This is a genomic window from Rugamonas sp. GW822-FHT03B10, from assembly GCF_058801745.1.
Map to the genome: position 1 here is coordinate 434,227 of NZ_JBXANP010000003.1, position 25,044 is coordinate 459,270.

General features: G+C 55.0%; 15 protein-coding genes and 1 tRNA gene. 7 read left to right on the forward strand and 9 right to left on the reverse strand.

All coding sequences use genetic code 11. From position 1 onward, the window contains the following. Positions 1-123: 123 nt before the first annotated feature. From AC1RQG_RS07850 to AC1RQG_RS07875, 6 genes are all read left to right on the forward strand, one after another. Positions 124-200, forward strand: a tRNA-Pro gene (locus AC1RQG_RS07850). A 208-nt stretch (positions 201-408) separates the two neighbouring features. Then, on the forward strand, positions 409-1,974 hold the full coding sequence (locus AC1RQG_RS07855; RefSeq protein WP_493129989.1) for a site-specific integrase: 1,566 nt from the start codon (positions 409-411) through the stop codon (positions 1,972-1,974). A gap of 691 nt (positions 1,975-2,665) precedes the next feature. Then, a complete protein-coding gene (locus AC1RQG_RS07860; RefSeq protein WP_493129991.1) occupies positions 2,666-2,896 on the forward strand; it encodes a hypothetical protein in 231 nt (76 codons plus the stop codon). Positions 2,897-4,085: 1,189 nt separating this feature from the next. Continuing rightward, the gene (locus AC1RQG_RS07865) at positions 4,086-4,316 is read left to right on the forward strand and encodes a hypothetical protein (protein WP_493129993.1); all 231 of its coding nucleotides are present in this window, start codon (positions 4,086-4,088) and stop codon (positions 4,314-4,316) included. A gap of 935 nt (positions 4,317-5,251) precedes the next feature. Continuing rightward, positions 5,252-6,037, forward strand: coding sequence for a hypothetical protein (locus AC1RQG_RS07870; RefSeq protein ID WP_493129995.1), 786 nt, complete (start codon positions 5,252-5,254; stop codon positions 6,035-6,037). Between the two features lie 244 nt (positions 6,038-6,281). After that, the gene (locus AC1RQG_RS07875; RefSeq protein WP_493129997.1) at positions 6,282-8,195 is read left to right on the forward strand and encodes an ATP-dependent nuclease; all 1,914 of its coding nucleotides are present in this window, start codon (positions 6,282-6,284) and stop codon (positions 8,193-8,195) included. Positions 8,196-8,498: 303 nt separating this feature from the next. Here AC1RQG_RS07875 and AC1RQG_RS07880 read toward each other — a convergent pair whose 3' ends face one another. After that, on the reverse strand, positions 8,499-9,011 hold the full coding sequence (locus AC1RQG_RS07880) for a hypothetical protein (protein ID WP_493129999.1): 513 nt from the start codon (positions 9,009-9,011) through the stop codon (positions 8,499-8,501). Between the two features lie 557 nt (positions 9,012-9,568). On the opposite strand from AC1RQG_RS07880, the gene AC1RQG_RS07885 reads away from it, so the two are divergent. Further along, positions 9,569-9,892, forward strand: a complete 324-nt coding sequence (locus AC1RQG_RS07885; RefSeq protein WP_493130001.1) for a helix-turn-helix domain-containing protein — start codon at positions 9,569-9,571, stop codon at positions 9,890-9,892. A 250-nt stretch (positions 9,893-10,142) separates the two neighbouring features. On the opposite strand, the gene AC1RQG_RS07890 is transcribed toward AC1RQG_RS07885, so the two are convergent. The 8 genes from AC1RQG_RS07890 to AC1RQG_RS07925 form a co-directional block, all read right to left on the reverse strand. Continuing rightward, complete coding sequence (locus AC1RQG_RS07890) at positions 10,143-10,787, reverse strand: HAD domain-containing protein (RefSeq protein WP_493130003.1); 645 nt, start codon at positions 10,785-10,787, stop codon at positions 10,143-10,145. 2,478 nt (positions 10,788-13,265) lie between these two features. Further along, positions 13,266-13,979: a rolling circle replication-associated protein gene (locus tag AC1RQG_RS07895; RefSeq protein WP_493130005.1), complete on the reverse strand. Its 714-nt coding sequence runs from the start codon at positions 13,977-13,979 to the stop codon at positions 13,266-13,268. Positions 13,980-14,186: 207 nt separating this feature from the next. Further along, positions 14,187-14,408 carry a helix-turn-helix transcriptional regulator gene (locus AC1RQG_RS07900; RefSeq protein ID WP_493130007.1) on the reverse strand — a complete coding sequence of 74 codons (222 nt, stop codon included), beginning with the start codon at positions 14,406-14,408 and terminating at the stop codon, positions 14,187-14,189. Positions 14,409-14,469: 61 nt separating this feature from the next. Beyond that, positions 14,470-14,928 (reverse strand): hypothetical protein, encoded by a 459-nt coding sequence (locus AC1RQG_RS07905; protein WP_493130009.1) that lies wholly within the window; start codon positions 14,926-14,928, stop codon positions 14,470-14,472. A gap of 415 nt (positions 14,929-15,343) precedes the next feature. After that, positions 15,344-18,361 (reverse strand): type III restriction-modification system endonuclease, encoded by a 3,018-nt coding sequence (locus AC1RQG_RS07910; protein WP_493130011.1) that lies wholly within the window; start codon positions 18,359-18,361, stop codon positions 15,344-15,346. Positions 18,362-18,368: 7 nt separating this feature from the next. Beyond that, entirely contained in the window at positions 18,369-20,351 is a 1,983-nt protein-coding gene (locus AC1RQG_RS07915; protein ID WP_493130013.1) for a site-specific DNA-methyltransferase, read from the reverse strand. A 28-nt stretch (positions 20,352-20,379) separates the two neighbouring features. Beyond that, complete coding sequence (locus tag AC1RQG_RS07920; protein ID WP_493130015.1) at positions 20,380-21,162, reverse strand: DUF4391 domain-containing protein; 783 nt, start codon at positions 21,160-21,162, stop codon at positions 20,380-20,382. Continuing rightward, positions 21,159-24,365 carry a helicase-related protein gene (locus tag AC1RQG_RS07925; protein ID WP_493130016.1) on the reverse strand — a complete coding sequence of 1,069 codons (3,207 nt, stop codon included), beginning with the start codon at positions 24,363-24,365 and terminating at the stop codon, positions 21,159-21,161. Before AC1RQG_RS07925 ends, AC1RQG_RS07920 begins: the two co-directional genes overlap by 4 nt. Positions 24,366-25,044 lie beyond the last annotated feature (679 nt).

Genomic DNA, 25,044 nt, shown 5'->3' on the forward strand with positions numbered 1-25,044 from the left:
GCCCAGCCGTCCGGCAAGTGGGCCGCGCGGCAACGGCAGATTACAGCTTCGCGTCAATTGCGATCAAAAATTGCATCCCGATAGTTGAACAATCCACAAATTTCTGGTGTAATAATCGAAAAGCGGGGTGTAGCTTAGCCTGGTAGAGCGCTACGTTCGGGACGTAGAGGCCGCTGGTTCGAATCCAGTCACCCCGACCAAAAAAGCCTTAGAAAACAACAGCTTATTTATCTCCGTTGTTTAGCCTGCGCAACTGATGGTGGCAGATTGGTGGTATTCGGGGCCTGACGAGTTCCAAAAAAAATATCTCGCGGCAGCTCTAGCAGAATTTGCCACCAGTAGCCAGCCGAGCGAAATCATGCTCGCGCAGCGAAGGTATACCGTACTCCTCAACTCGGAGTACATCACGTGGCATCCATCGAAAACAAGTCCAACTACAAAGTAACGGTCAAAAACCGGCCTGACTTGACCAAAGCATTTTCCCACGCAGCCAAGCAAGCTGCGGAGGAATACTGCCGAAGCCTCACCGCCCAAAGACTCAAACCCAAGTTAGCGCGCCTCGACAATTCTTTCGTCGTGCGAGACCGCAGCGTATCGCGCAAAACGCAAACCCTTTTCGCCGCCTCACTCACCGAAGCAAAGGACACCAAGAATCGACTCGAAAGTGAACACCGGCGAAGCATTTTCACCGACTATGCCATCGGCTACAAAACCAGCTTTGCCGACCTTCTGATTCGATATCTTCGCGAAGAAGCACCAAGGCATAAAAGCTTTGAAGTCGTCGCCTATAAAATCAACTCAATACTCGAGGATGCTGGGCTGGAACGACAGGACATCGCCTCTATCATTGCGGCGCACCCTGCCCCTCACAAGAAAGTAACAGAAATGACATTGCGTAAGCCGGCAGGTAAGCGCATGGGACAACATTGCGAGGCGACGAAGTTTATTCGCAAGCCATTTGCCGAAGTCGTGCCATTGGACTTCCAGGACTACTCCGACGAGCGCTGTCAAGCCGTCATGCCGGCTACTGTCGACCGAGAATTCGACATCTTCTCGGCGGTGTGCAATATCGCAATTGACACCTGGCGCATACACGTCGAGAAAAATCCTATGGACGGGGTAAGGCGCCCCACTTACTACAATGAAAGGGACCGCCGACTCACGAAGGCTGAGGAGGAACGTCTACTCCAGGCAGCTCGAGCTGAAGACAGGAAAGCCGCTATCAAGAAGCGCCTTGAGGAGCTCATGCCAGAGGAGCGCGCTGAAGCTGACGTTGCCGAGACCATCTATGGACGCAAGAAAATCGTAAAAGAGGCAAGAAAAACGTACATGGCTGAGGCGGAAGCCAGCTATGAGCATGTCCCCTATTTTGAAACGTTTATCCAGTTTCAGCTCATGACAGGGGCGCGGCGCACAGAGACGCTGACGCTGACGTGGAAAAATCTTGACCTGGATGAACAAACAGCTTTTCTACCCGAAACGAAGAACGGCCGCCCTAGAAAACTCCCGCTTCGCGCGGACCTTGTTGAGATGTTACAAGCATTACCTCGAGAGGGGGAACAAGTGTTCCCGTTCGGCGCAGTTCGACTGAGAAAAGTTTGGGGACGCATATGCGAAGATGCCGGCTTTACCGGCGAACATGAACTGTACGTCCACGACCTGAGGCACGAAGCAATTTCCAAGGTCGCGGAGGCCGGGAGCAATCTGCCAGGCGGCTTTAGTTTGGTCGACCTTCAGCACTTTTCAGGCCATCGAGACGTACGAATGTTACTGCGCTACGCGCACTTGTGCACGAAGAGCTTGGCAAGGCGGTTGGACGCAGCCTTTGAATCCTCACGAGATGTTAGTCCACATCGCGGTCGCCTGCGGCTCAATGCGGGGGCATCAATAACAATGAAGGAGCTGACCAAGGGCCCTGATTTACAGCGTGTGAACAATGTCATTCAAGTTACCTTCGGCCGCACAGCAGCCTAAGCCTTGAGTTATACGATTGTTCGCGACTGGCGAGCTGCTGCCGGCGACACTATCCAGACTTGCCGACAGCGGCTGATGCACGCGTTACAACAGGAGCGCTGTGCCACATTATTCCGCGCGGAATAATCGTCGGGTACAGGATGCCTGCTGAGCGTTATTCGACGCAGAATGAAGTCTGCTGGACCGGATTGGCCTCAACTTGCAGCGAGCCGGCAGCAATATTCCACGCTAAAATCTAGATTAAAAGTGTCCTAGTAGGACACTTTTCCAGCGTTGCCTGAGCTCTCTTCTGTGCTCGATGGTCGGTAGGAAAGAGACTTCTCAGCCAGTTCTCGTGCAGGGGAAACCGGCACAAGGCCGGTGCACTCAGGGAGACCATCCGCAATAACAATCGCGAGCCCGTACAAGCTAACGCCGACCAGCTTGCGATGGTTCATCATCTGCACACGATTCGCCAGCTACATGCGTCCAATGACACGATTACGTCACGTCGTGCCAGGGCTGCTGTCATGGCGTTACGAAATAGTACAGCCCGCTCCCTTTACGCGGCCGCCGTCGGCCCCCTCCTATTCCGTAACGCCATAACCTGCTGAGCTGAACGACGTTACCAAAGAGGTTAATGCGTCACGGCGTGACGCCATGGCCTCGTCGTAACGCTATACGGAAGTAATTCAACCACCAGAGCAGCAGCATGAAAAACCAACATGACCACGTCGCCAACCTCCAGCCGACCAGCCAACCCGAGGCCCCGGCAAAACGCGGTCGGCCCGCCAAATACGAGAACGCCGCCGCGAAGCAAAAAGCTTATCGCGAGCGCCAGAAGGCAAAAGGCTTCCGGGAAGTGAAGCGTTATGTACTGGCTCCCGACGCGCCCCTATCTTCTGCCGTCATCGACTTGAGCGAAGTACGTCCCTGGAGCTGATTGCACCGCCGGGGCATGATTGGAACTCAGCACGGCCGAGAACGCCGCTGACTTGCGGGAGTTGGTCTGCGCCCCCCCCCTGTTCGGCGCAGAATATTCGGCGCCGAATAATCCGGCGAGCCACCGCGTAGGCCAGCCGCCACCACAGCCCGGTCAGCTGCAACAGGCTGTCGCGCCCGCCGGCCGGGTCAATTATTCGGCGCCGAATACTGCCTGGCACCGGCCGGGCACCGACACCCTTGGGGGGCCTCAATTATTCGGCGCCGAATAATCCGGTGGTCCACCGTGTAAGCCCGCCACCACCACAGCCAGGTCAGCTGCGACAGGCTGTCGCGCCCGCCGGCCGGGACGATTATTCAGGGCCTAATATCACCAGCGCCGACCGGGCGCCGACACCTCGGACCTCAATTATTCGGCGCCGAATAATCTCGGATGAGAAGTGTCTTGGTAGGGAACTTTTTGTGGGCATGCTTAAAAAGTGTCCTAGTAGGACACTTTTGCCTTCCACAGCCCGTTGTCCACTTCCTGCGGTGCCCCGGTTGATGGTCTTCGCATGCGGCTGCCCAAGGATGCACGGCGTGACACAGCGCGACAACGATGCGGCCAGGTAGAGCACAGCGAGGGAATGCAGCTGTATCCGCAGTGCGGTCAGACATTGGATGCTTACGTCGATATGCAAGGGCACCGTATGCGGTTAAAGCCCCCTTGATTTGATGAGTTCGGCCAAAGAATTTGAGAGGCAGCTCCTAAGCACTGGAAGCTGAGCATCTTGAGCCACCGAACTCTGGGCGATTACGCCATCAGACCCGTCGTTATTGAGGTGACATGCCGGCGCAGCCGGGGTCGTTCGGAACCCCGTACTCCAATTGCCGTTACGACGTTGCGAAATAAAGGCGCGCTTGGTCGCTGCGCCACATGCATTCGATTCGCATTGCGGTACAAGTGTGTATTTGGCAACACGTTGACATGTTTCATGTCCCCCCGCTACGAAATATCTCAGTGCGCCTACACCATTCCTCTCCGCCCGCTACACTCCATTTCGTAACACCATAACGAATCCAGCCGCACGGCGTTACGAAATAAGGGTGATACGTCACGGCGTGACGAAATAGGGTTGATACGTCACGGCGTGACGTTATGGTCACGCCGTGACGCCACATAGAGGCAATTCAACCACCCGCGCCGCACCATGAAAGACTCGCACCGCAACATCGCCGACCTCCTGCCGACGTACCAGCCCGCTGCGCCAACAAAGCGCGGTCGGCCAACAAAGCACGCGACCGCCTCAGCGAAGCAAAGGGCCTATCGCGAACGCCAGGAAGCAAAGGGGTCGCGGGAAGTAAAACGCTTCGCGCTGGACGTAGACGCGCCGCCATCTTCCGACATCATCGACGTGAGCGAAATGCTCCCTTGGCGTTAATGATTGCACACTGCTTGGGACATCATTGATGCTATCCCCTTCCCGGGTCGGGAACCGCCGCTGACTTCCAGAGCTTCAAGAAGCCAGTCTGTGTTTCTCGGTTCGGCGCGAAATATTCCGGGATAAAAAAAGTGTCCTAGTAAGACACTTTTTCTGCCATTGCCTCAGTTCTCCTCTCCCAAGAAGTCAAACCCGTGACTTAGGAATGGGTAAGTGTTTCGGCAGAGCTAGAACGAAGGAAAGCAGAAAACGATGAGATGCATGCAACCTCCCGATTGCTAGTAGAGATGCAGCGTCTAGCGAATGATTTTATACGCTCAGAACGCCTCGCCCTGCAAGGTAAGAGGCCATCGGCCTCGGTCCGCGCAGTGGCATACCGGCCCCCAGGCCGGTTGACACGGAGGCACCCGAAGGGCGACCAGGAACAGGCGCTTGCGCCGTCGTGACGGTCGTCCAGTTGGCCGCCCACGGCCGACTGGATGCACTGGGGGAGCCGAAACCAGGGAGCGGCCCCCAGGCCGCTAGGGCGCCCCAGCGTCCGACCTGGTTTTCGGGGGACGATAGACCCCGGCCCCGACTGCGGTCGGGCAACCGGCTCGTGCAGGGCACCGCCACGGGGCCCCGTAGCCGGCTTGCCGGCGGTGGGGATGGCGGTGAGTCCAAAGGACCGCGAAGACTGAAAGTCGGAGCGCCGGCACGAGCCGGTTGCCCGAGCGCGCGAGGGGCCGCAGGCGGTGTGGCGCCCTAGCGCCAAGAATTCGGTAGGGCGTCCAGCCCGTGAAGCCGAATTCGTCCCGCCGCAAGGGGGGATTTATCCCCCCGCGCAGCCCACGTCAGTGGGCGTAGGATGAGGTCGGAGACCTCAGCGAAAAATTGTCTCGCTCATATTCCCGCCGGCGGCGCTATACGGAGTCACATACACTCGGGAGCGGAAAATGAACAAACGGGAGCAGGGAGCGCTGTATCGAGCGCTAACGCTGAGAGCGCTGGCAAACCTGGGCTACGCAACGACACGGCAAATTGCAAAAATAGTTTGGAGGCAATGTGATGGAAGCACGAGGAAGATGGCAGGTCGGACGCTTCGCTGGCTTCATGAGCGCGGCTACATCGTCACAAAGCGGGATGGTGATAGCGTCAATGGGGAGCTGCTTGCGGCCGTCACTGGCGCTGGAGCCGCATGGCTAGCCAAGAATGGAGACCCTCTGCCGTTTGGCAAAACACACGCTCGTGATTGGCTGCGTCACGCGCATAGTCACCGTACTGCTTGCAATTCAGTTTACGCCGCCGCCGCCGGCATGGAATCGGACAGGTGCGCGTGGTCAGAACTTGAAATTCGAGCCGGATTAGCGCCGCTAGAACAGTTGGCTTATAGCTACGACGGAGTAGTACAGGGAAAAATACCTGATGTACTCGTGCAGCTGACGACTGGCTTAGCCTGGGTCGAAGTGGAAAACAGTTGGCGCAGCGACAAAGACTTGGCAAAAGTGGTTGCCAGCATGCGGGCCATGTTCCTCGACAAGCGCATTTCCGAAATCCATTTTGTGATTACCGCACCAGGTGCAAAAACCATCGGTGCCCGGCTTCGTAAGGCTTTGACACATGATGCACAGTCAGGGTGGCCTCGACAGATAAAGGAACTAGACTCAAAAATTCTTCAGGGGTTCATTAAGGTTCTTACGCTCAAGGGCGACACGCTTGAGCTACTTGAGGTCGCACTCTGAATCCCTTCAACGCGCGAAAGTCCTACTAAGACACTTTTTTACCATTTCAACAACACCAACTGGCTATTGAGAGAAATCTGGGGAGCGATTCGGGAGAGCATTGTTCCGGCATCATCCCGCCTCGGCAGGATGGAATAGGCTCAGTTTAGCTGTGACAATCTATGCATTTTTTCCAGAACGGAAATGCTATCCTACACATCAATTATCTTAAACGCTAGGCAACGTACGATACGAGGATAGCAATATGCGAATCAAGTCAGTTCGTATGAAAAACTTCAGGTCCTTCGAAGATGAAACCGTCCACTTCGACAAGTTCACCTGTTTGGTAGGAGCGAATGGCGCTGGAAAATCTACGGTTTTGTGCGCCTTAAATGTCTTTTTCCGTGAGACTCAACATGCATCGACGGACGTTACCTCACTTCATGCCGAAGACTTCTATTGCAAGAACACAGAAATGCCGATAGAGATTACGGTTGAGTTCATGGACCTATCTGAAGAGGCCAGGGCTGACTTTTCCGACTATGTCCGACAAGGAGTCCTCGCGGTCACCGCGAAGGCCGTATACGATGCCAATGCCCTAACCGCACCGGTTAGGCAGTATGGGCAACGGTTGGCAATGAACGAGTTCGCTACATTCTTCCAGTCTCTAGGCGATGGAGTACCTGTGGCGGAACTGAGGGCGATTTATGGAGAGCTTCGCACCAAGTTTGCCGAACTTCCTGCCGCCACGACTAAAGATGCCATGCGCGCAGCACTTCACGATTATGAAACGGCCCGTCCCGCTGCCTGCGTGTTGATTCCAAGCGAAGACCAATTTTATGGCGTGTCAAAAGGCGCTAATCGACTAGCTAAACACGTACAGTGGGTGTACGTGCCCGCAGTCAAGGACGCGAAGGAAGAACAAGCCGAGGCCAAAAATAGCGCAATAGGCCGCTTATTAGCCAGAGCTGTACGGAGCAAAGTCAACTTTGCAGATGAGCTGCGCAGGATTACCATCGCTGCCCAGGACGAATACCAAAAACTGCTTACTGAAAATCAAACGGCCCTGGATGGGATTACTCAATCACTTGGAGCCAGGCTCAGTCAATGGGCCCATCCCGGTGCCGGGCTGAAAGTACAGTGGCAACAAGACCCCAAGAAGTCTGTACAGGTTGAAGAGCCGCTTGCCGCAATCCTGGCGCGCGAGGGGGAGTTCGAAGGGCAAATTGCCCGCTTTGGTCATGGTCTACAACGCTCCTTCCTACTTTCACTGCTACAGGAGCTGGCTGAAATAGACGGCGCTGGCCCTACCTTAATCCTAGCGTGCGAGGAACCTGAGTTGTACCAACATCCTCCGCAAGCCAGGCACTTGGCAACTGTGCTCCGCACGATTAGCGAAAAATCCGGACAAATTCTCCTCACAACACATAGCCCATATTTTGTATCTGGTGAAGCATTCGAAAATATCCGCTTGGTTAAGAGAGTTCCCGGCGCGCCCAACTCCACCGTAAAGCAGTACGACTACAACGCGTTTTCAGCCGCGTTCGCACAGGCCAAGGGAAAGCCACCTATGAAACCGGAGGGGGCGCTCGCCAAGGTTAATCAAGTGTTACAGCCAGCGATGAACGAGATTTTTTTCGCTCAACGTTTAGTGCTTGTCGAAGGATGGGAGGACGTGGCATACATCCACACGTGGTTGAGCCTTACCGACAAATGGCGCCTTTTCAGGGAACGCTGCCTGCACATCGTTCCCGTTCAGTCGAAATCATCTCTATTGCAGCCACTGTTGATTGCGCAGGGCCTAGGAATCCCAACATTTGCAATCTATGACAGCGACTCGGATTTGGTTGGCAGCCAGCATGAAGATGTTCATCGAGTTGACAACACCGCTCTGCTAAAAGCTCTAAATCGTGACCCAACCACGCCATTCCCGGCTGAAACAGTGTGGGATGGACATTGCGTTTCCTGGTCGACTAACATGGGGCTTACCGTTCAAGGTGAAATCGAGGCGGAGGCGTGGCAGCAGGCTGGAAATTTTGCGAGCAGCGAGTGTGGGCATGCCAAAGACCTGCAGAAAAATTCCCTCCATATCGGCTGCCGTCTTGCCTGGTTATGGGAACGTGGGCATCGCTCACCGTCTCTCGAACGGCTCGTTGACTCAATCCTTAATTTTGCGTAGCTCCATGCGCGCCAAATCAATAGCACCGAATTTCGGGACTTGAGCACGACTGCCAGCAGTTCAAAGTCCAGCGCGCGACGGCAGATAGCGTTCAGTCATCATAGGCGAGCGCCACCGCTAAAAGTCCTAATAGGGCACTTTTGCAGTTGACCGACGAGGTAGGACATCGAGACCTCATCAGTTTGCGAGATAGTCTGAGTGTGAAGTCCGGCCTTTTGTTGGTAAAGCCCCAAGAGTCCGTCCCTTCCTGATATTGCCATTGCCAGGAAAGGACATCGCCAACGGGTACCTTCCCGCGTGTCGCTACTTGACCAGATATAGATGTGGAGCACCCCGACTTGGTTGGCAGTTACTGATAGGTGGTGCCTTCTCTTCTGGCTCATCATCTATGACCCACGACGCCAATAACTCCGCCTCACTGACTGTTAGGTCCCAATGCAGATTGGGGTCATCTTCTCGGACACATTTCAGAGTGCGTTCGACTAGCTCACTTCCATACTTCAAGCGGCACAGACTAGCAATGACCTTGCGCGCAGCAAGGGCCGGTTGAAGCAGGTTATAGCGACCCGCAATTTCTATGAAGTCGTATTTGGCGTCGAAGGCATAAACCAACAGGTCATATCGGCCGGTAGGAAGTTTGCTTCCGAAGATGAACAATCGCTTACCGTCACCAGACCTTCTGAAGAGATGTTCTGGACGCGGGTCGAATGGTTCCCATCGGTCGAGACGGTCTGCAACGTCGCAATAGGAAGGTGTGTATTCGAGTTGAGCGCGTGTCTGATTGCGCAGGTGCGCGGCTATTTTGACCTGGGTCATGATGAATCCTCGTTGAGTTGAACAGTGCCGCGGTGAGCTCAGAAAAACGCGTCACGCGTGGCAAAATCTTCATCGGATAACACATCCGAGAATCTAAAAATCCGTTCAAAAAACTTCAACGAGGTTGGAACACGGCTCATTGTTACGAACGCATACAATAACAGATTAGTTTCTTTGAGTCAACTAGTAAAACGTGTGAGCTTCGTACGGAACCGTTCGACAAAATTGCCAAGAAAACAAAAATGTAGGTGGTGCCACCGCGACGCCCAATGGCACGGAGAACGTGTTCATCAGCACTTCAGTCGGGAATTGGACGGCTGCGCACCAACTCGATGGCTACCCCATATTTCTGCACTTTACCGCTGATTGGCTGGCGCTACAGATAAACACCTGGTTTTTCCGCGCTGATTGCGACCTAAACTCGCGATGACTGCTCTTTGACTTCGAGAAGACGCGCCGTGATACCGGCATACTATCCTTGACCACCATAAGAATCTGACAGGCACATTTGCCATATAAATTTGCCATAATCTACAATTAAGGCCAATATATGTGGCATGCCTAAGAAAACTCTTCCAATTTTCCCGAATACTGCCAAGCAGATGGCGGCGCTCGGAGAGCGTCTCCGGCTTGCCCGGCGACGCCGAGAAATTTCCCTTGAGCTGTTCGCGGAGCGCGTGGGCGTATCACGTGAGACCATTCGCCGCTTGGAAAAAGGTGACCATACGATTGCCATCGGCACTTACCTGCGGGCGCTACGGGTGCTGGGGTTGGACCAGGACTTCGACGAAGTCGCCAAGGATGATGTCCTCGGAAGGAAGCTGCAGGACATCGCACTTCTTTCCCGGAGGGTGAAAGCAAACAACACCGCAGACGAGTAGACGGCGAACAAATTTGTCGATTCCACCCGCAGGAACCCAGACGGTTCGGCTAGGCACCTAATCGTCAGGCCAACCGAACGCAATCTTCGAAGGTGAGTCCGTCTCAGAGTCCGTCAAAACCAAGTGCCAATAAAACGGGCAATATAGACTCGCTGTCCTAGTAGGGCACTTTTTACCAGATGCGGCTCGGGCTTACCTGCCCGCAGTGGCAACCAGGCCGCTTCATAAGACCTCAGCTTGGGGACTTTGCCTAAGCCTCATCCCTCACTGCCAATCTGCCCATTTGGCGCATCAGCTGCCTATGTGCTTCTTTCAACCGTTTCTTGGTGAATCCATACCCGCTCCGGCACAGGATTACGTGGCCGTCCAACGCTAGTGGGGAGTGCGCTAGACCAGTTCCACTCCACGAATCGTCAAGAACGATGAATGGCTGAGATGGCTGACGATGTGCATCAAGCCACCAGTCTATTTCATCGCGTCGACTCGACGAGCGCGCTCGCGGCGTTCTCCATTCGGCGTGCAGGTTCTCAACTACAAACTGCAACTGCGTACGAATCAACGCTTCGCAAATTTGGTCCCGGTTGAGATATGTGGCCCAGGACGAACTGATGACATAAGCCGGTCGGAACTCAGCATGTAGCTGACGCAAATTCTCTGCTGCGCCTGCGTCGACAAGCCACCTCCAAAGCTCCGGGTCGTCAGGGACAGTCTGTTCGAATATTTTCAGCATTCGGCCGCTGTGATACTCTTTATGAAGGCATAGCACGTCGTCGAGGTCTAAAAACACTAGAGGCACCGCCTCTGTGCTAGTTGCCGGCATGGCTACAACTGGCTGCAGGCTACCGGCGATGTAAGGTAGATTTTCATCCATCGGATTCTTCGATTCAAATGACATGAAACAACGCTAGCACGCCCAATCCAGCCAGACAATGCTAATGACGCGGCAGTTGGCGGAATGGCTTTTTCACGATATACGAAATGTTGTTCAGGTGCGAATCGGAGCACCTTGGAGCCAGAAAGCGACCGACCAGCTGGGTAGGCTCGTAAATCATATTTGCACGTACAGCTTCCTGCACAAACTCATCAGCCCCGCTCCCGCCTGCCTAGGGCCTGCATGCCTATGGAATGGAGTCTTTCGACCGCAGCTGACCTTAGAAGAACCACCATCCTGCGACAAGCCCGACCACTTTTAAATCTACCGCCCACGCCCTCGAGCGCTTAGGCGGTAAAAGTGTCCTACTAGGACAGTTTCGGGGCGGCGCTGAAATACCGATGGCACGGGCAGCCAGGAAGGACTCCACAAGTTGGAGCGCTAACCGTAGGGTTAACGCTCAACCGCAGAACGCTGCCAAACGCGCCAGGAAGACTCTTGCGCCCCAAACGCCCCCTGGGGTAAGCTCGCCCACTTGCCGGATTGGAAGACGCCTCCTGGGGCCTCTATGGCAGCCGCGCGGGGGCGTTCCCGCCCTCACACGCAAAACGTATCAAACCGCGCCCGGGGCTCCCCACGTCACACCAGGAGCCGAGCGTCATTCCGCGCAGAATAAGCACGCGCTCGAATGCCAGCTAAGCGTCCTGCATGCCAACAATCAACGCTCTAGCCACCGCTGAGCGTCATCCATGGAAAATTACCCACCTGACCCAGCCAGCCTAAAATTATTCCGCGCGGAATAAAGTCCATACCAGGCCCACATCTACGTCTGTCGGAATGGACTCATCCGTCCCAGGACATATCAGGGGCCGAGCGTTATTCCGCGCAGAATAACCACTCGCTCAAACGCCGGCTAAACGTCCTGCATGCCAACAATCGGCGCCCCGGCCACCGCTGAGTGTCATCCATGGAAAATCACCCTTCTGCCCCAGCCGGCCCGAAATTATGGGTATCCGAATTTTCGTGTGGAGTCAATTGCGAACTGCCAAAAGGTTCCACTCTGCTGGCGGCTCAATCTCGTTGGAAATGCCGCTCATAGATAGGACGTTATGACCTATAATGACCTATCTATGAACGGAGAAAATGATGCCAAAGAAGCTCTCCAAGGCTGAAAGTTGGCCTACATTAGCGCAAGAGCGACTCACTGCATGGGGTCAGTGTATCCATACACAGCGCTTACGACAGCGTATCGCTGTCGCTGATTTGTCTGCCCGAGTGGGCATCTCCCGAACGACGCTCTTACGGCTCGAAAAAGGGGACCCAGGTGCATGTGCAGGAGCATATTTAACAGCACTTCTAGCGCTAGGCATCATCGACCAGGCGGCACCAGCGCTGCCAACCGCCCTTTGGCAAGGTGACTTCGGTCAGCGCGTCAAGTTGAGCCTGCTGGAGAAGGGAGCTGATGATGAGTATTTCTAATACCGATAATTTTCCACACGTTAATCCGGATAGCCAAAATTATTCCGCGCGGAATAATGTCCATACCAGGCCCACATCTACGTCTGTCTGAATGGACTCATCCGTCCCAGGGCACATCAGGGGCCGAGCGTTATTCCGCGCAGAATAACCACACGCTCAAACGCCGGCTAAGCGTCCCGCATGCCAACAATCGGTGCTCCGGCCACCGCTGGGCGCCATCCCATGGAAAATCACCCACCTAACCCAGCCAGCCAGCCTGAAATTATTCCGCGCGGAATAATGCCCATGCCAGCGCTACATCTACGTCTGTCTGAATGGACTCATCCGTCCCAGACCACATCAGGGACCGAGCGTTATTCCGCGTAGAATAGCCACGCGCTCAAACGCCTGCTACACGTCCTGCATGCCAACAATCGGCGCTCCGGCCACCGCTGAGCGTCATCCATGGAAAATCACCCGCCATACCCAGCCAGCCTGAAATTATTCCGCGCGGAATAAAGCCCATGCCAGGGCCACATCTACGTCTGTCTGATTGGACTCATCCGTCCCAGTCCACATCAGGGAGCGAGCATTATCCCGCGTAGAATAACCCGCGCTCAAACGCCGGCGACACGTCCTGCATGCTAACAATCGGCGCTCCGGCCACCGCCAAGCGTCATCCACGGAAAATCACCCACCTGCCCCTGCCAGCCTGAAATTATTCCGCGCGGAATAATGCGCCACATAGGAGACTGCACCTCAGAAGGAATAAAAAATACCAAAAGCGAAAACGTCCTGACAAGTGTCCTACTAGGACAGTTTTTGATACGGGAAATTCGCTTCGTCATTACATACCCGGGTGCGAAGACCATCGGCGCACGACTTCGCCGCCTGCTATCGCATAGTCCGGACTCTGGCTGGGCACGCCAAATAAGTGAGTTGGATGCGCGAGTATTGGCCCAGCATGTGAGCGTCTTCGCTGGACGAAGACACGCTCGAACTGTCACTAGTCGCGTTCGCTCCGGGTCAGGCCGGTGGCCTTCTCTATGAACATTGAACAATCCTCCAAGGGGTCCAAATGTATGGAGACCTGTAGATTTCCCCGCTCACTGTATCTACCCATCCGCCACCTGCGTAACGGCAGACCCCATGTCCGAATGGAAGCAATGCGAGAAGCCAGCGCGGCAATCCCGCGCGCGAAACCGCCATCTTGCCAATCTCATCCAGCCCGCCATAGCCGTACAAGCGGGCACCCCGCGGCAGCTTGGGAACACTGTTGAACTTGGCCATGTAGCGCGCCCAGGCACCCACGCTGCGGCAACTCTCTAGCCAAGTGCAGCCCCAAGGCCAGAAGCTGGACAGTTTGGCCTGGTTGAGCTTGTGCCCACGAGGTAGCCACACGATAAGGTGGTAGTGCAGGTGGCTTGCACATTCCAATACCCAAGCGTATGGCAGACAAAAGCCCATGCGTTTTAGCGCCCGGCGCAGCCGGTCTAGGAATGCGCTGATGTGCTTTGGCGAGAAGGCCTCCGCGTCGGCGTAGGTTAGCGTCAACGCTACAGCACGAAGGTTGGCATTTTTTGCGTACCGACGGTGTTCCTTGATGATGCGGCTCAGCTTCTTTTGTGCGGCATTTTTCCGTTTCCGGGATGATGCTGTCGCACTTGTTACGGTCTTCTTGACAAGTTCAGAGAACCGGACAACGGATGCAGCAGTGATGGTCCCTGGACCAGCGACCGACGGTGAATCGAAATACATGGCACACCTCGTGTGTGTGCCGCATCAGCTAATTAGCTGTGTCCTCTGTACTACAAAAAATATCTGTCCTCCGCGTGCTGAGCGGCGGGATGAATCACTTCCGCGCCTATACTCATTGTGTGAGGAAGTACAGACGCGCCTTTGGCGCACCCCGCCCCGGTTCCCGCCGGGGCGTTTTACGTTGGGTGCAAAAAGCTGAAAAGGGTACTAGGGGCGACCGGCGTCTATTCGCTCGGACGCGGCCGTCGCAACCTTTGGCCGACGCTTTGCATCCAACCACGTATCGACGTCGGTGGGACGGAAACGGACCAGGTGGCCGAGCTTGATGGCCTTTGGAAGGTCGCCGCCACTGGAGTGGCGGTTGTAGATAGTTTGCTCAGCCAGCCCGATGTGGGCGGCGAGCGTCTTGGGAGAGAAGAGCTGCTGCATGGGTCACGATATTAGATGCAGTCACATGACTGCATTCAGTATAGGTGCGACCTACCGGCATCTACTGTGTGTTTATCGACTCCTTCAGCCAGGCACGCATTGACGCATCTGCGAAGTCCGCGCCGTGTGCTTGGAATCCATTGGAAACACAAGTCAGCTGGCCATCACAGGTGTGAAAAGTCGCTCCCGCTTTCATGGCCCCCTCGAGAGCACGCCACTTTATTTTAACGCACGGAAATACCTCGACATTGACAAGCTGCTCCGCCTTGGCAAAGACCCTTATACCGCCCGAACGTTGGTGAAACACCGCGAATGCAGATTTGGGGTCGCCTATCACGTCCAAATAAAGACTTTTGCAAAAATAATAAATTAACTCCAGACCCTCCAGACTATCCACGGCATAAGTCGCGCTCGCGACGACTTCAGACGTGATTGCTAAGTCCGCTGCGGGAGGACTCGGCTGATGACCCAATAGGCACGCCAGGGCTTCCAGGCCTTCCAGCTTCCGAAATTCATCCATTTGCTTAGCACTTTCTAAAATTGAAGAGGTGCTGATAGTCTAACGGATACCTCACTTATTCGCGAAATGCGAATAAGTTTTTGATAACTTTACTATTATTGCAGCCGACAAATCCCTGGCTCGCGAACCTTGGCCGCTTCGGCAAAAACACGTATTGTCAGCGTCTTTCCTGATAATGGCTATTATCAGGAAAAATTTAATGATGAATCATCGTGGCCATCGTTTCAGTCAATGGGAGTAAAATCTTAACCAAATCGCAATACTCGTAGAGCTCCGCCTCGAACGCCGAAAAACAGCGGTGGGTCCGAATTCACCATTATGCAGATAATGGTGAAAACTCATCACTAAGGGATTCCAATTGCCGATGCTTGCGCGCACACCTTACACAGCGCGCATCATCGCAATTCCCCAGAACCTAACTCACAACCTTCGCCATTAGGTCGTCAATGTTTCGGGCGACCAGATACGAGGCCGGGCTTTCACCAACCGCCAAGGCTTGAAAGTGGGCTTCGCCACATAGGATTTTGGCGCTTTCCTTGTCCCTCAGGTCTTCGGCAAAGAGACTACCCTTGGTCTCAACCACAAAGTAGAGCTTTTCCGCGCCATCCACTTCCACCAATACTGCCCAGTCAGGGTTGTAGGTACCAAGAGGCGTTGGGACCTTGAACCAGCTCGGCAGCTTGGCATAGACCTTCACTGCCTCGTTCTTTTCCAAGTCTTCAGCAAAGCCCTTTTCCACGCCGCCCGAGTCATAAACCACGTACTCGTACACCGCCTTGGTCGCGGGCAGCATGTTCTTCAGGTAGCCGGTCAGTTCTTCCTGATTGAAAAGCTCCTGCGCGTAATACGCGTCATCCCCGATACGCTGGTACTTGATGCCGTCAACCAGCGCCATTCGCTTCGCCCGATTGACCGATTCGGCCACGAGGTCGATGAACTGCTGCGGATTTTTTTTGAAATCTTCCAGGCGTTCGCTCTCTGTTAGGATTCGGACCAGACTACGCCGAGTCAGACGGGTGCGGTCCTGCAACTCGGTCAGGATGTCAGGCAACTCGATGTCCTGCTCTTCGAGGATAATGGGGGCAGACGACGTAGTTTCGTTGGTATCGACGCCGCCCTTACCAATGGCCAGGTCCGCCTTGCGCCATTGCAAGCGGGTCTTGGTGACCGCCGGCAAATCTTTTACGGCTTGAATGCAGGCCGCGAGTAGCGCCTCGTTGTCGAATTGCACCCGGTAGGTGGTCTTGTGCTTGATGCGGTCCCACAAGGCCTTGAATTCGGCGCTCTGCAATACGGCTTGGCGAGTCTTGATAGACTTGCGTTCGTCTGCATTCTTGACCGTCAGGCCACCGGCCAGCTTCCTCAGCACCTCACCGATTTCGGCCTTTTGGGACGCGAACTCTTCTGGCAGGGTGAAGGTCTTGTCCTTCAGCGCAGTGCGCAATGCGTCCTGCACCTTGCCCTTGGCATCCACCATGCCGTTATCACGCAAGTAGGTCCAGATGGCCTCGGACTTCTCCACGCCCAGCGGCTTGGCGTCGCCGTTGGCATCCACCACCCCAATGGCAGCGAACTGGTGTTTTTCGACGATGCCAAAGCGAATACCGGTGTCGGCCTCGATTTCCTTCTGCAAGTTAGCTGCAAAGTCCTCGTAGCTCTCAGTGGCCACCACGGTCAACGTATTGACCTCAAAGCCGCGCTGGCGCTCGCCGTTCTGGTTGACGCACAGGCGCAGGCCACGACCGATGGACTGGCGACGCTCACGTTCCGAACCAATCTCGCGCAAGGCGCAAATCTGGAACACGTTGGGGTTGTCCCAACCTTCACGCAGGGCGGAGTGGGAAAAGATGAACTTCAGCTTGGTCTCGAAGCCCAGCAGCTTTTCCTTGTCCTTCATAATGAGGTTGTAGGCCCGCTCGGCGCTGTCCCGATTGCCTTGGTTGTTCTCAGCCGTGTCCTGCCACCGGCCCTTCTTGTCAATGGAGAAGTAGCCGTCATGCACCTCTGCCGCCTCAAGGCTCAGGTCCACCTCATTGAACAGGCTGCGGAACTTGGCCTTTGAGGCCACCGCCTTGTATTCGGCCTCGAACATCTGCGCGTACTTCCCCTTCACCGGCACGCCGTTGGCGTCGTACTGGCGGTAGTGGTCCACCACGTCGATGAAGAACAGCGACAGCACCTTGATGCCCAGCGGGTTGAGGCGAAGCTCCTTATCCAGATGCTCTTCAATGGTGCGGCGAATCATCTGTCGCCTCACCGCATCCTCATCGACACCGCCAATGGCTTCACCGATGCGCAGTGGCGACTCTTGGTTGCTGAACTGCACATATTCATCGCCCTTCCGGCAGCCGACATCCTCGACCAAGAACCCTTCATACAGTGAACGCTTGGTGGACTGCTCCAAGTCCTCGCCTGCCTGCACCGTAATCTGTTCGCGGGAGACGGAAGTGCCACGCTGCACATCCACTTCCAGCACGGCGCGAATCTTGTTCGCCTTGTTGCTCACCGAGACTAAGCGCACGTAGGCCTTGTTGTGGCCGCCCTCCACCGCTGCTGATGCCACTTCAATCTGCTTCACCAACCTTCGTTCGTAGGCATCCACCGCATCCAGCCGGAAGACTTGGTGATGCTTGTCGGCGTGCGTGGCGGAATAGCGCAGCGTGCAAAGCGGGTCCATCTTGTCGAGCGCGTCTTTGCCACGGCCTTCAAGACCGCCGTCCACACTCTGCGGCTCGTCCACTATGATGATGGGGCAGGTCGAGCGAATCAGGTCAATTGGCTTCTCGCCGCCCGTCTTCTCACTGTCCTTGTACAGGTTATTCACATCCTGCTTGTTGATGGCCCCCACGGTAACGACCATCACCTGAATGTGCGGGCTGGTGGCAAAGTTGCGAACCTGTCCCAGCTTAGACGAGACGTACAGGAAGAAATCGAACGGCACACCGGCATACAGGCTGCGGAAGTGCTCGGACATGATTTGCAGCGACTTGTAGACGCCTTCTTTGATGGCGACCGATGGCACCACAATGACGAACTTGGTGAAGCCGTAGCGCTTGTTCAGTTCGAAGATGGTGCGCAGGTAGACGTAGGTCTTCCCGGTCCCGGTCTCCATTTCCACGGTGAAGTCGCCGGAGGCCAATACCGACGACGGACGCAGGCCATTGCGAAGCTGAATGTCATTGAGGTTGGCCAGCAACTCGTCGTCCAGCAGGGTCAGGCGGTTACCCACCCCCAACTCATTCTGCACAAGCCCCAATTGGCTTTGCGTAAAGCTGCCGCCCAAGGGCAGTTCACTCTGACCTTCCGCCGTCCGCGCACTCTGGCTGGAAACGGTAAACTCGGTTCTGCAAATTTCCTGGCCGCGAAATAGGTCGCACACCGCCTCGATAGCAGCGTGCTGGTACTCCAGATTGGATTCGAAGTGAAGTTTCATCAGGGCCTCACAGACTGCGCACGTTTTCAAGGCCGTTCTGGGCGAGGATGGCCGCCATATTGGTCTTGGTCACATCGTCGGCAAAGGCGCTGTCGCGGAATACCACGGTCGAATCGCCAGCCGGAGCCAGTTCCTTATGCCACGCCACGATGCCTGCGGCCAGGGTTTCTACCTCTTCGGCGGCAATCGTTTCAGCCAGACACATCATCAGCACGCCGCCACCGACTGCGCCGACGGCCTTGCCTGCGATATCGCGCGATTCCATTGGTACGCACAAGTCGAGGCCTAGCTTCAGCAGCAACTCGTAGACGATGTCGGCTTCGGTCCGCCCCTCAACGATGTGCTCGTGGTGGTCAAGCAACGTTTGGGCAATATTTTCTGGATTCGGCGTCCAATTGCGAATATTTGATTCCGCTAGTTTAAACACTCGAAACCCGACATCCCCTAAAAGAAGGGAATTTTCATCCTTGATGATTTTTGAGGCTCTTCGAAGCCGCTCTTTCGTAAGTTCAGCAATGTTTTGAGGGCGATTCAGCGATTGGCAATAGGCTGCCGCCACTCTTTGTTCTTTGTTGTCTGGGCTTAATGGTTCTGGTAGTTGAACGAGAATAAATCTTCGTGAGTTATGTGCCTCCTGATTTAACATCATAACACTTTGACCAGTTGTTCCCGAACCGGCAAAGAAATCCAAAATAATATCACCTGGTTTCGAAATAACGTTTATCCAACGGGATATCACATCCACATCTTTAGGGAAATCAAACACATCCTCCCCCATCAAACTGGCCAAAGATTTTGAGGCAGCTCTTCTGTCTTTATAAAAAACTGAGGCTGGCGCCCAGGTTTCAGTGTTATGAAGGTACCGTTTGTATTGAATCCGCTTATCTTTTTCTTTTGGATAGAGAAGCAGCCCTTCCGCGTCCAATTGCGCCATCGCTGCCTTATCGTACCTCCAGCCATTCGTTGGTGGCGCATATCCTTTCCACTCGAATACTAGGTTTTGTCGAAGATTTGGGCTTGAGATGTTATCCCCGTACCATACGCCTTTCGCGTCCAACATTCTGTAATGGGAATGCTCTTTGGCAGCACTCCCCTCTGGAAGGCTCTTGAACCAAACTTGCAATGCTAAGGATGCTGATTCAAAATCATTACCATGAGTGCCACGGAGTTCGTCAGCCTTTTCATATACTTCTCTTAATCCCGCTTTCTTATCGCGCCATCGAATGTCTAATTCCTGAAGCGTGGATGCGTCGCGTGCGTAAACAAGCACGTAGTCGTGCCCGTTAGAGACTCGGCGTGCGTCATTTTTTCTGCCACCTTCCCAAATCAACGTCGCTTCGAAGTTTTCTGCTCCAAAAATTTCGTCAAGAACTGAACGCAAGTGATGAACTTCAGTGTCATCTATTGAGACCATGATAAACCCATCATTCGACAATAGTGACCTCGCCAGCCTAAGGCGGGGGTAAATCATGTTTAACCAGTCGGTGTGATAACGGCCGCTGGCTTCAGTATTTTGGCTAACTTTTAAGGTGCCTTCCACTTGACCCGTAAGTTCCAAGTAGCTCCCAATGCTGTTTTTAAAGCTATCAGGGTAAACAAAGTCGTTGCCAGTGTTGTAGGGCGGGTCGATATAAATAAATTTTATTTTGCCCGCATAACTTTTTTGCAGGAGCTTCAGAACTTCAAGATTATCGCCCTCTATCATTAAATTCTTGGTGAGATTCCAATCAACGCTTTCGTCGGGGCAAGGAAGTAATGTGCCAGCACTAGGAGTTAGTGCCAACTGTCGTGCGCGCCTTTTGCCATGCCAATTCAGACCAAATTTTTCGTCCGACTCATCGACCGCGCTGTCTAACAATTGGCGTAGCTTTTCAAATTGCACTTTGCCTTCGGCAAAAGCCTCAGGGAACAGTGCCTTCAGTTGCGACAGGTTGTCGGCGACGATGTTGGCAGACTGGGACTTGGTATCGTTCTCTTGGATTTTTTTCATGGTACGTCTTCAAATAATTGGGGACTGATTACAAAGCAATCAGTGTGGATTGGTTGGTGGCCAGTTGAGCTTCCAGCCGCTTGATGGACATGTTCAATTCGACGAGGCGGTTCATCTGCTTCTCTTTGCTGGCTTGGTTGCGCAAGGCAGACAACTCAGTTAGCAGGCGTGAACGGTTTTGCATGACTTCCCGCATCAGTTGCGTTTGCTCGGGCGAGGCTGGCCGCACAAAGTGCCCGGCGACCCCAGCAGCAGCGAGGCCCACAATGCAATCGACCCAGCCCTGATACAGGGCGAACAGGTCGCGGCTGGGCTGGCTAGACAGGCCCAATGCCGCCAAGAAGGCCTGAACGCTGGCAGAGGGCAAGCTATCCAGCGCAATGGGCGGCGTGGCCAGTACCTCGTCCACGACGAACTTGCCCGCCTCGTTCTGATTGAAGCGCTTGTGGGCTGCCGAGACGCCAAGGCAGACCTTGTCGGCTTCGTGGAAGGCTGCAACCAGCATCACGGGGTACGGCACTGCGCGGTGTATCAGTTCCAACAGTCTCGCCACCTTGGCGTTGGGGCGGAAGTTGACCGTGAGGATGGCCAATTCCAGATACTCGCGCTCGCTGTCGCGGAACACGGGCACGCCGATATTGGTGGGCTTCAGCGCCGCGACCCAATACAGGTCGTCGATACCGTCCTGAAGCTGACGTTTATCGGCGGCGGTGGGCGCACCTTGCTCGACCAGGAGCTTCTTGGGGATGCGCTGCTCGACCTTCGCCTCGACCGGGTAGGACAGCGCATCGAGCACTACGACCAGACTCACGCCGCACCTCCTGGCAGGACAACCAACCATGCGACCACTTCAAAGTCATTACTACCGGCGAATTCGCCCTTCTGGGCGTGGGTTCCACCCGGCGTGAACAGGCTGGCCACGGCTTTCTCTTCCTTCTTGCCGACGACCGATGCAATGGCCTTGGCGAGCAGGTCTTGAGCGTGCCCCATGTCCTTGCCATCCCGCGTGGCTTTGTCGAATCGGGCGCAAGCGGACGCATCCGGCATGTCGCGGCCTATGCAGAGCTTTTTCAGGCGGTCCAGAATCTGTTTGGGCTGGGTGAAAGGCAGCGATACGGTGCCGTCATCGGCAACATGCACCAAGTAGTGCGGGGCCAGCGGGTAGCCAGCTTCGGCAGCATTGGCGACTTGCTCACCCACTGCGCGCAGGCAGAACACCATGCCTGCCGGAATGGCGGTGTCGCCAAGGTCGGCAGCGCTGGTCACTGCAAACGAGCCGAACGGCATGGCATCAAGCGCGCCGGGGTGCTCTTTCAACTGGCTGGCGAGGTCGATGCGGAAGTCGTTCAGCGTCAGGTCCGCAATCGAGACGCCGCTGGACAGGTCTTCAAGGTCGATGACAGTGTCTTGCAACTTCAGCAGTTGCTGGCGGCGGTACTCCAAATCGTTCATCTGGTTGCCGGACTGCTGCTCGATGAGGTTTTCCTCGCCCGTGGCCGAAATGTCGAGCAGGACCATCCTGCCGCTTACCCGCTGTTCTAGGTTGATGTATTCCTCTAGCTCGATGTTGGGCCAGAAGTTGGCAAGCTGAATGCAGTCGTTGGGTGAACCAATCCGGTCGATTCGGCCAAAGCGCTGAATGATTCTGACCGGGTTCCAGTGGATGTCGTAGTTGATGAGGTAGTCGCAGTCTTGGAGGTTCTGACCTTCCGAGATGCAGTCCGTGGCGATGAGCAGGTCGATGTCGCCCTCATGCGCGTATTCGGCTGGCCGCTCCTTCGAGCGCGGCGAAAACGCTGTTAGCAACGTGGAAAGGTCCGTGCGCAGCTTTGGCTGGGTGGTCTTGTTGCTGCCCGCGCCGACAATGACTGCCGAATGAATGCCCAGTTCGGCCTTGGCCCACGGTGCGAGCTGTTGGTACAGGTACATCGCGGTGTCGGCGAAGGCGGTGAAGATGATGACCTTCTTGTTGCCCGCGTTGATGGGCTGATTGGCCTTATTGGCAATCAGCTTGCGCAGCGCGGCGAGCTTGGCATCCCGGTCCGCCGAGACTTGCTCTGCGGCAGATAGCAATGTGGCAAGGCGGTTGCGGTCTTCTTGCAGGTCTTGCCGCCAGCGCACCCTATCCACATCCTGCAACAGCACCTTGACCTTGCGGCCTACAAGCAGGGATTCATAGGTCGGGTCGTCCACCTCGACTTCGTCGATGTCGAGTTCTTCGATGGAGTCCTCGTGGGCATCAATGCGGGCCAGCAAGGCGTCCACGCCCGCCAGTTGTCGCTTCAGCGTCAGCGCGAACGACATCACCGAGCTTTCCATGCGCTTGAGCAGGTTGACCCGAATCAGTTGCACCAAGCTCTCTTCGCGGTCCACTTGCCGGAAGAAGCTTTGGCCGCCACGGATGCTGGTGCTGTACTTGGCGTCGTAGTCGGCCATCTTGTGCGGGAGCACATAGCGCAAGGGGGCGTAGGGGCTGAGGTTGAGCCGCCGAATCTCGTTGTTGATTTCGCGGATGGCCGGGAACTGCCCGGCCAAATCGACATCTGCCTTGATGTTGAGAGGCCTCAGGCGGCTGGGGAAGGTGCCGGTTTCGCTGGTGCCGTAGTATTTCTCGATGTGCTTGCGCGAACGGGCAATGGTGAGCAGGTCGAGCAACTTGAAGTAGTCGAAGCCCAGCATGTCCATCAGGCGCGACGGTCTGCGGTCCACCTCTTCCAGCCGCAACCAGCGATTGAACTGCGACTGCGCTTGCCGGACCGTGGTTTCGATGCTTGGAATGCCGTGGGCGTCCAGTGCGCCATCAGCACCTTCGGTCACGAAGGCAATCTGGTTCTTGAGGTCTGCCAGCCGGTTGTTTACGGGCGTGGCTGACAGCATCAGCACCCGCGTCTTGACGCCTTCGCGGATAATTTGACGCATCAGGCGGTCGTAGCGGCTCTCCCTGCCTTGGTGGGTAATCTTGTTGCGGAAGTTGTGGGACTCGTCGATGACCACCAAGTCATAGTTGCCCCAGTTAACGTGCGAAAGGTCAATATCGCCAGACTGGCCGCCATCGCGGGACAGGTCCGTGTGATTCAGAACATCGTAGTGAAGACGGTCAGCGGCCAACACATTGCGCCGGTCATTGGCCTTGTACAGGGTCCAGTTATCACGCAGACGTTTGGGTGCCAGCACCAAGACGCGGTCATTGCGGAGTTCATAATACTTGATAACCGCCAATGCCTCGAAGGTTTTTCCGAGGCCGACGCTATCGGCAATGATGCAACCGCCGTGCCGTTCAAGTTTGTCGATTGCACCTACAACACCGTCCCGCTGGAACTTATACAGTTTCTGCCAGACGACACTATTCTTGATGCCCGTGGCCGACTTGATGATTTTTTCCTCATCAAGTTCATCACCAAGGTCTTTAAACAAATGAAAGAGTGTCAAATAGTAAATTAGCGACGGCTGTCGATGCGCCGACAATTCCTTCAACCGCGTAAATAGTTCTGCCCTGGCAGCACCCGTTGATGGCAAGCTTGACCACAAGCTTTCGAACCAATAAGCCAGCAACGAGCATTCGTCGGCACTTTCCGCCAACTGAACCAGACTAAACTGGTGATTGGGTGTGAGACCGAGCCCGCTGGTGGAGAGCGAACTAGCACCAGTGATAACTCGATGGGGAACTCCAGACTCCGAACGAACGACCATTGCCGCCTGTGGAATCGAGCTACCGGCTTGCCTAATCTCAACCTTCCGCTCCAACCAGTCTTTACATTGCCTCGCGAGCCAGCGGGTCTGCAACCGATTGCGAAAGGCTCTGTCCGCTTCTGTACCAAGTATTTCCCAGTCGTCCGGGCCAGACGTTGGCAGCGCCAACCGCACCTTTTCAACACCGGCCAAGAGGTCTTGAATCTCTGCAAACGCGAAAAGTGAAAACGACGGGGAGGCGACGTCAAGGACAGCCTTAGGCTCCAAGGATTGCTCGAGCGCGTCAATAACACGGTCGTTGCCACTATTTTTAATGAGACGCAACCTATTCTCCCTTTGCAAGACGCCATAGTCTGTGTGCCTACAGCCATAGCTATTTTATCAAAAAGAAACAGTTACTCACTGAGGAAGTATGGCTCAATTTGGAGGGAGCGCTTCGAAAACTGCCACCTAGTTCATTAGGCCAAAAAACATCGTCCCCATTTGCTCGGCTAGCCGTGTCTACTGCTTTCTTCGGACACAAACTTTTTGCATAGTTGTCTTTTAGCCCCCAACATTTCACCATTATGCGAATAATGGTGAAAACTGAAGACGTTGTGAGATGCCCCAGCTTTCCCGTCATCGGGTGCATTGGATGGTTGCAAAAAAGCATTTCCGGAAAAAGCACGAAAACTAATTGAACACGCCGTCAGTCGACAAATGCCCCCGGACTCGGCTGGACCGAACTCTGGAAAAGTGTCCTACTAGGACATTTTTTGTTTCTATCTATTTATGGGTTCGTGCTTCGCGGCCTTAGCGTAAGTCGCTAGCAGCCAAATCAAGGCATCCGCGAGCGGCGGCGGCCTGCGACGCCCCACTGCGCGCGCCGAGATGCCCAAACTATCCAATAAACGATGAATTGTTGAACAGCGCTGGTCCTGACGCCCCTGTCATTTTCAGAAGACGACTGCACCATTCAACTGGGTATGAAGCTTGTTGTGCATATGGCTTTTGACAGCCAGAT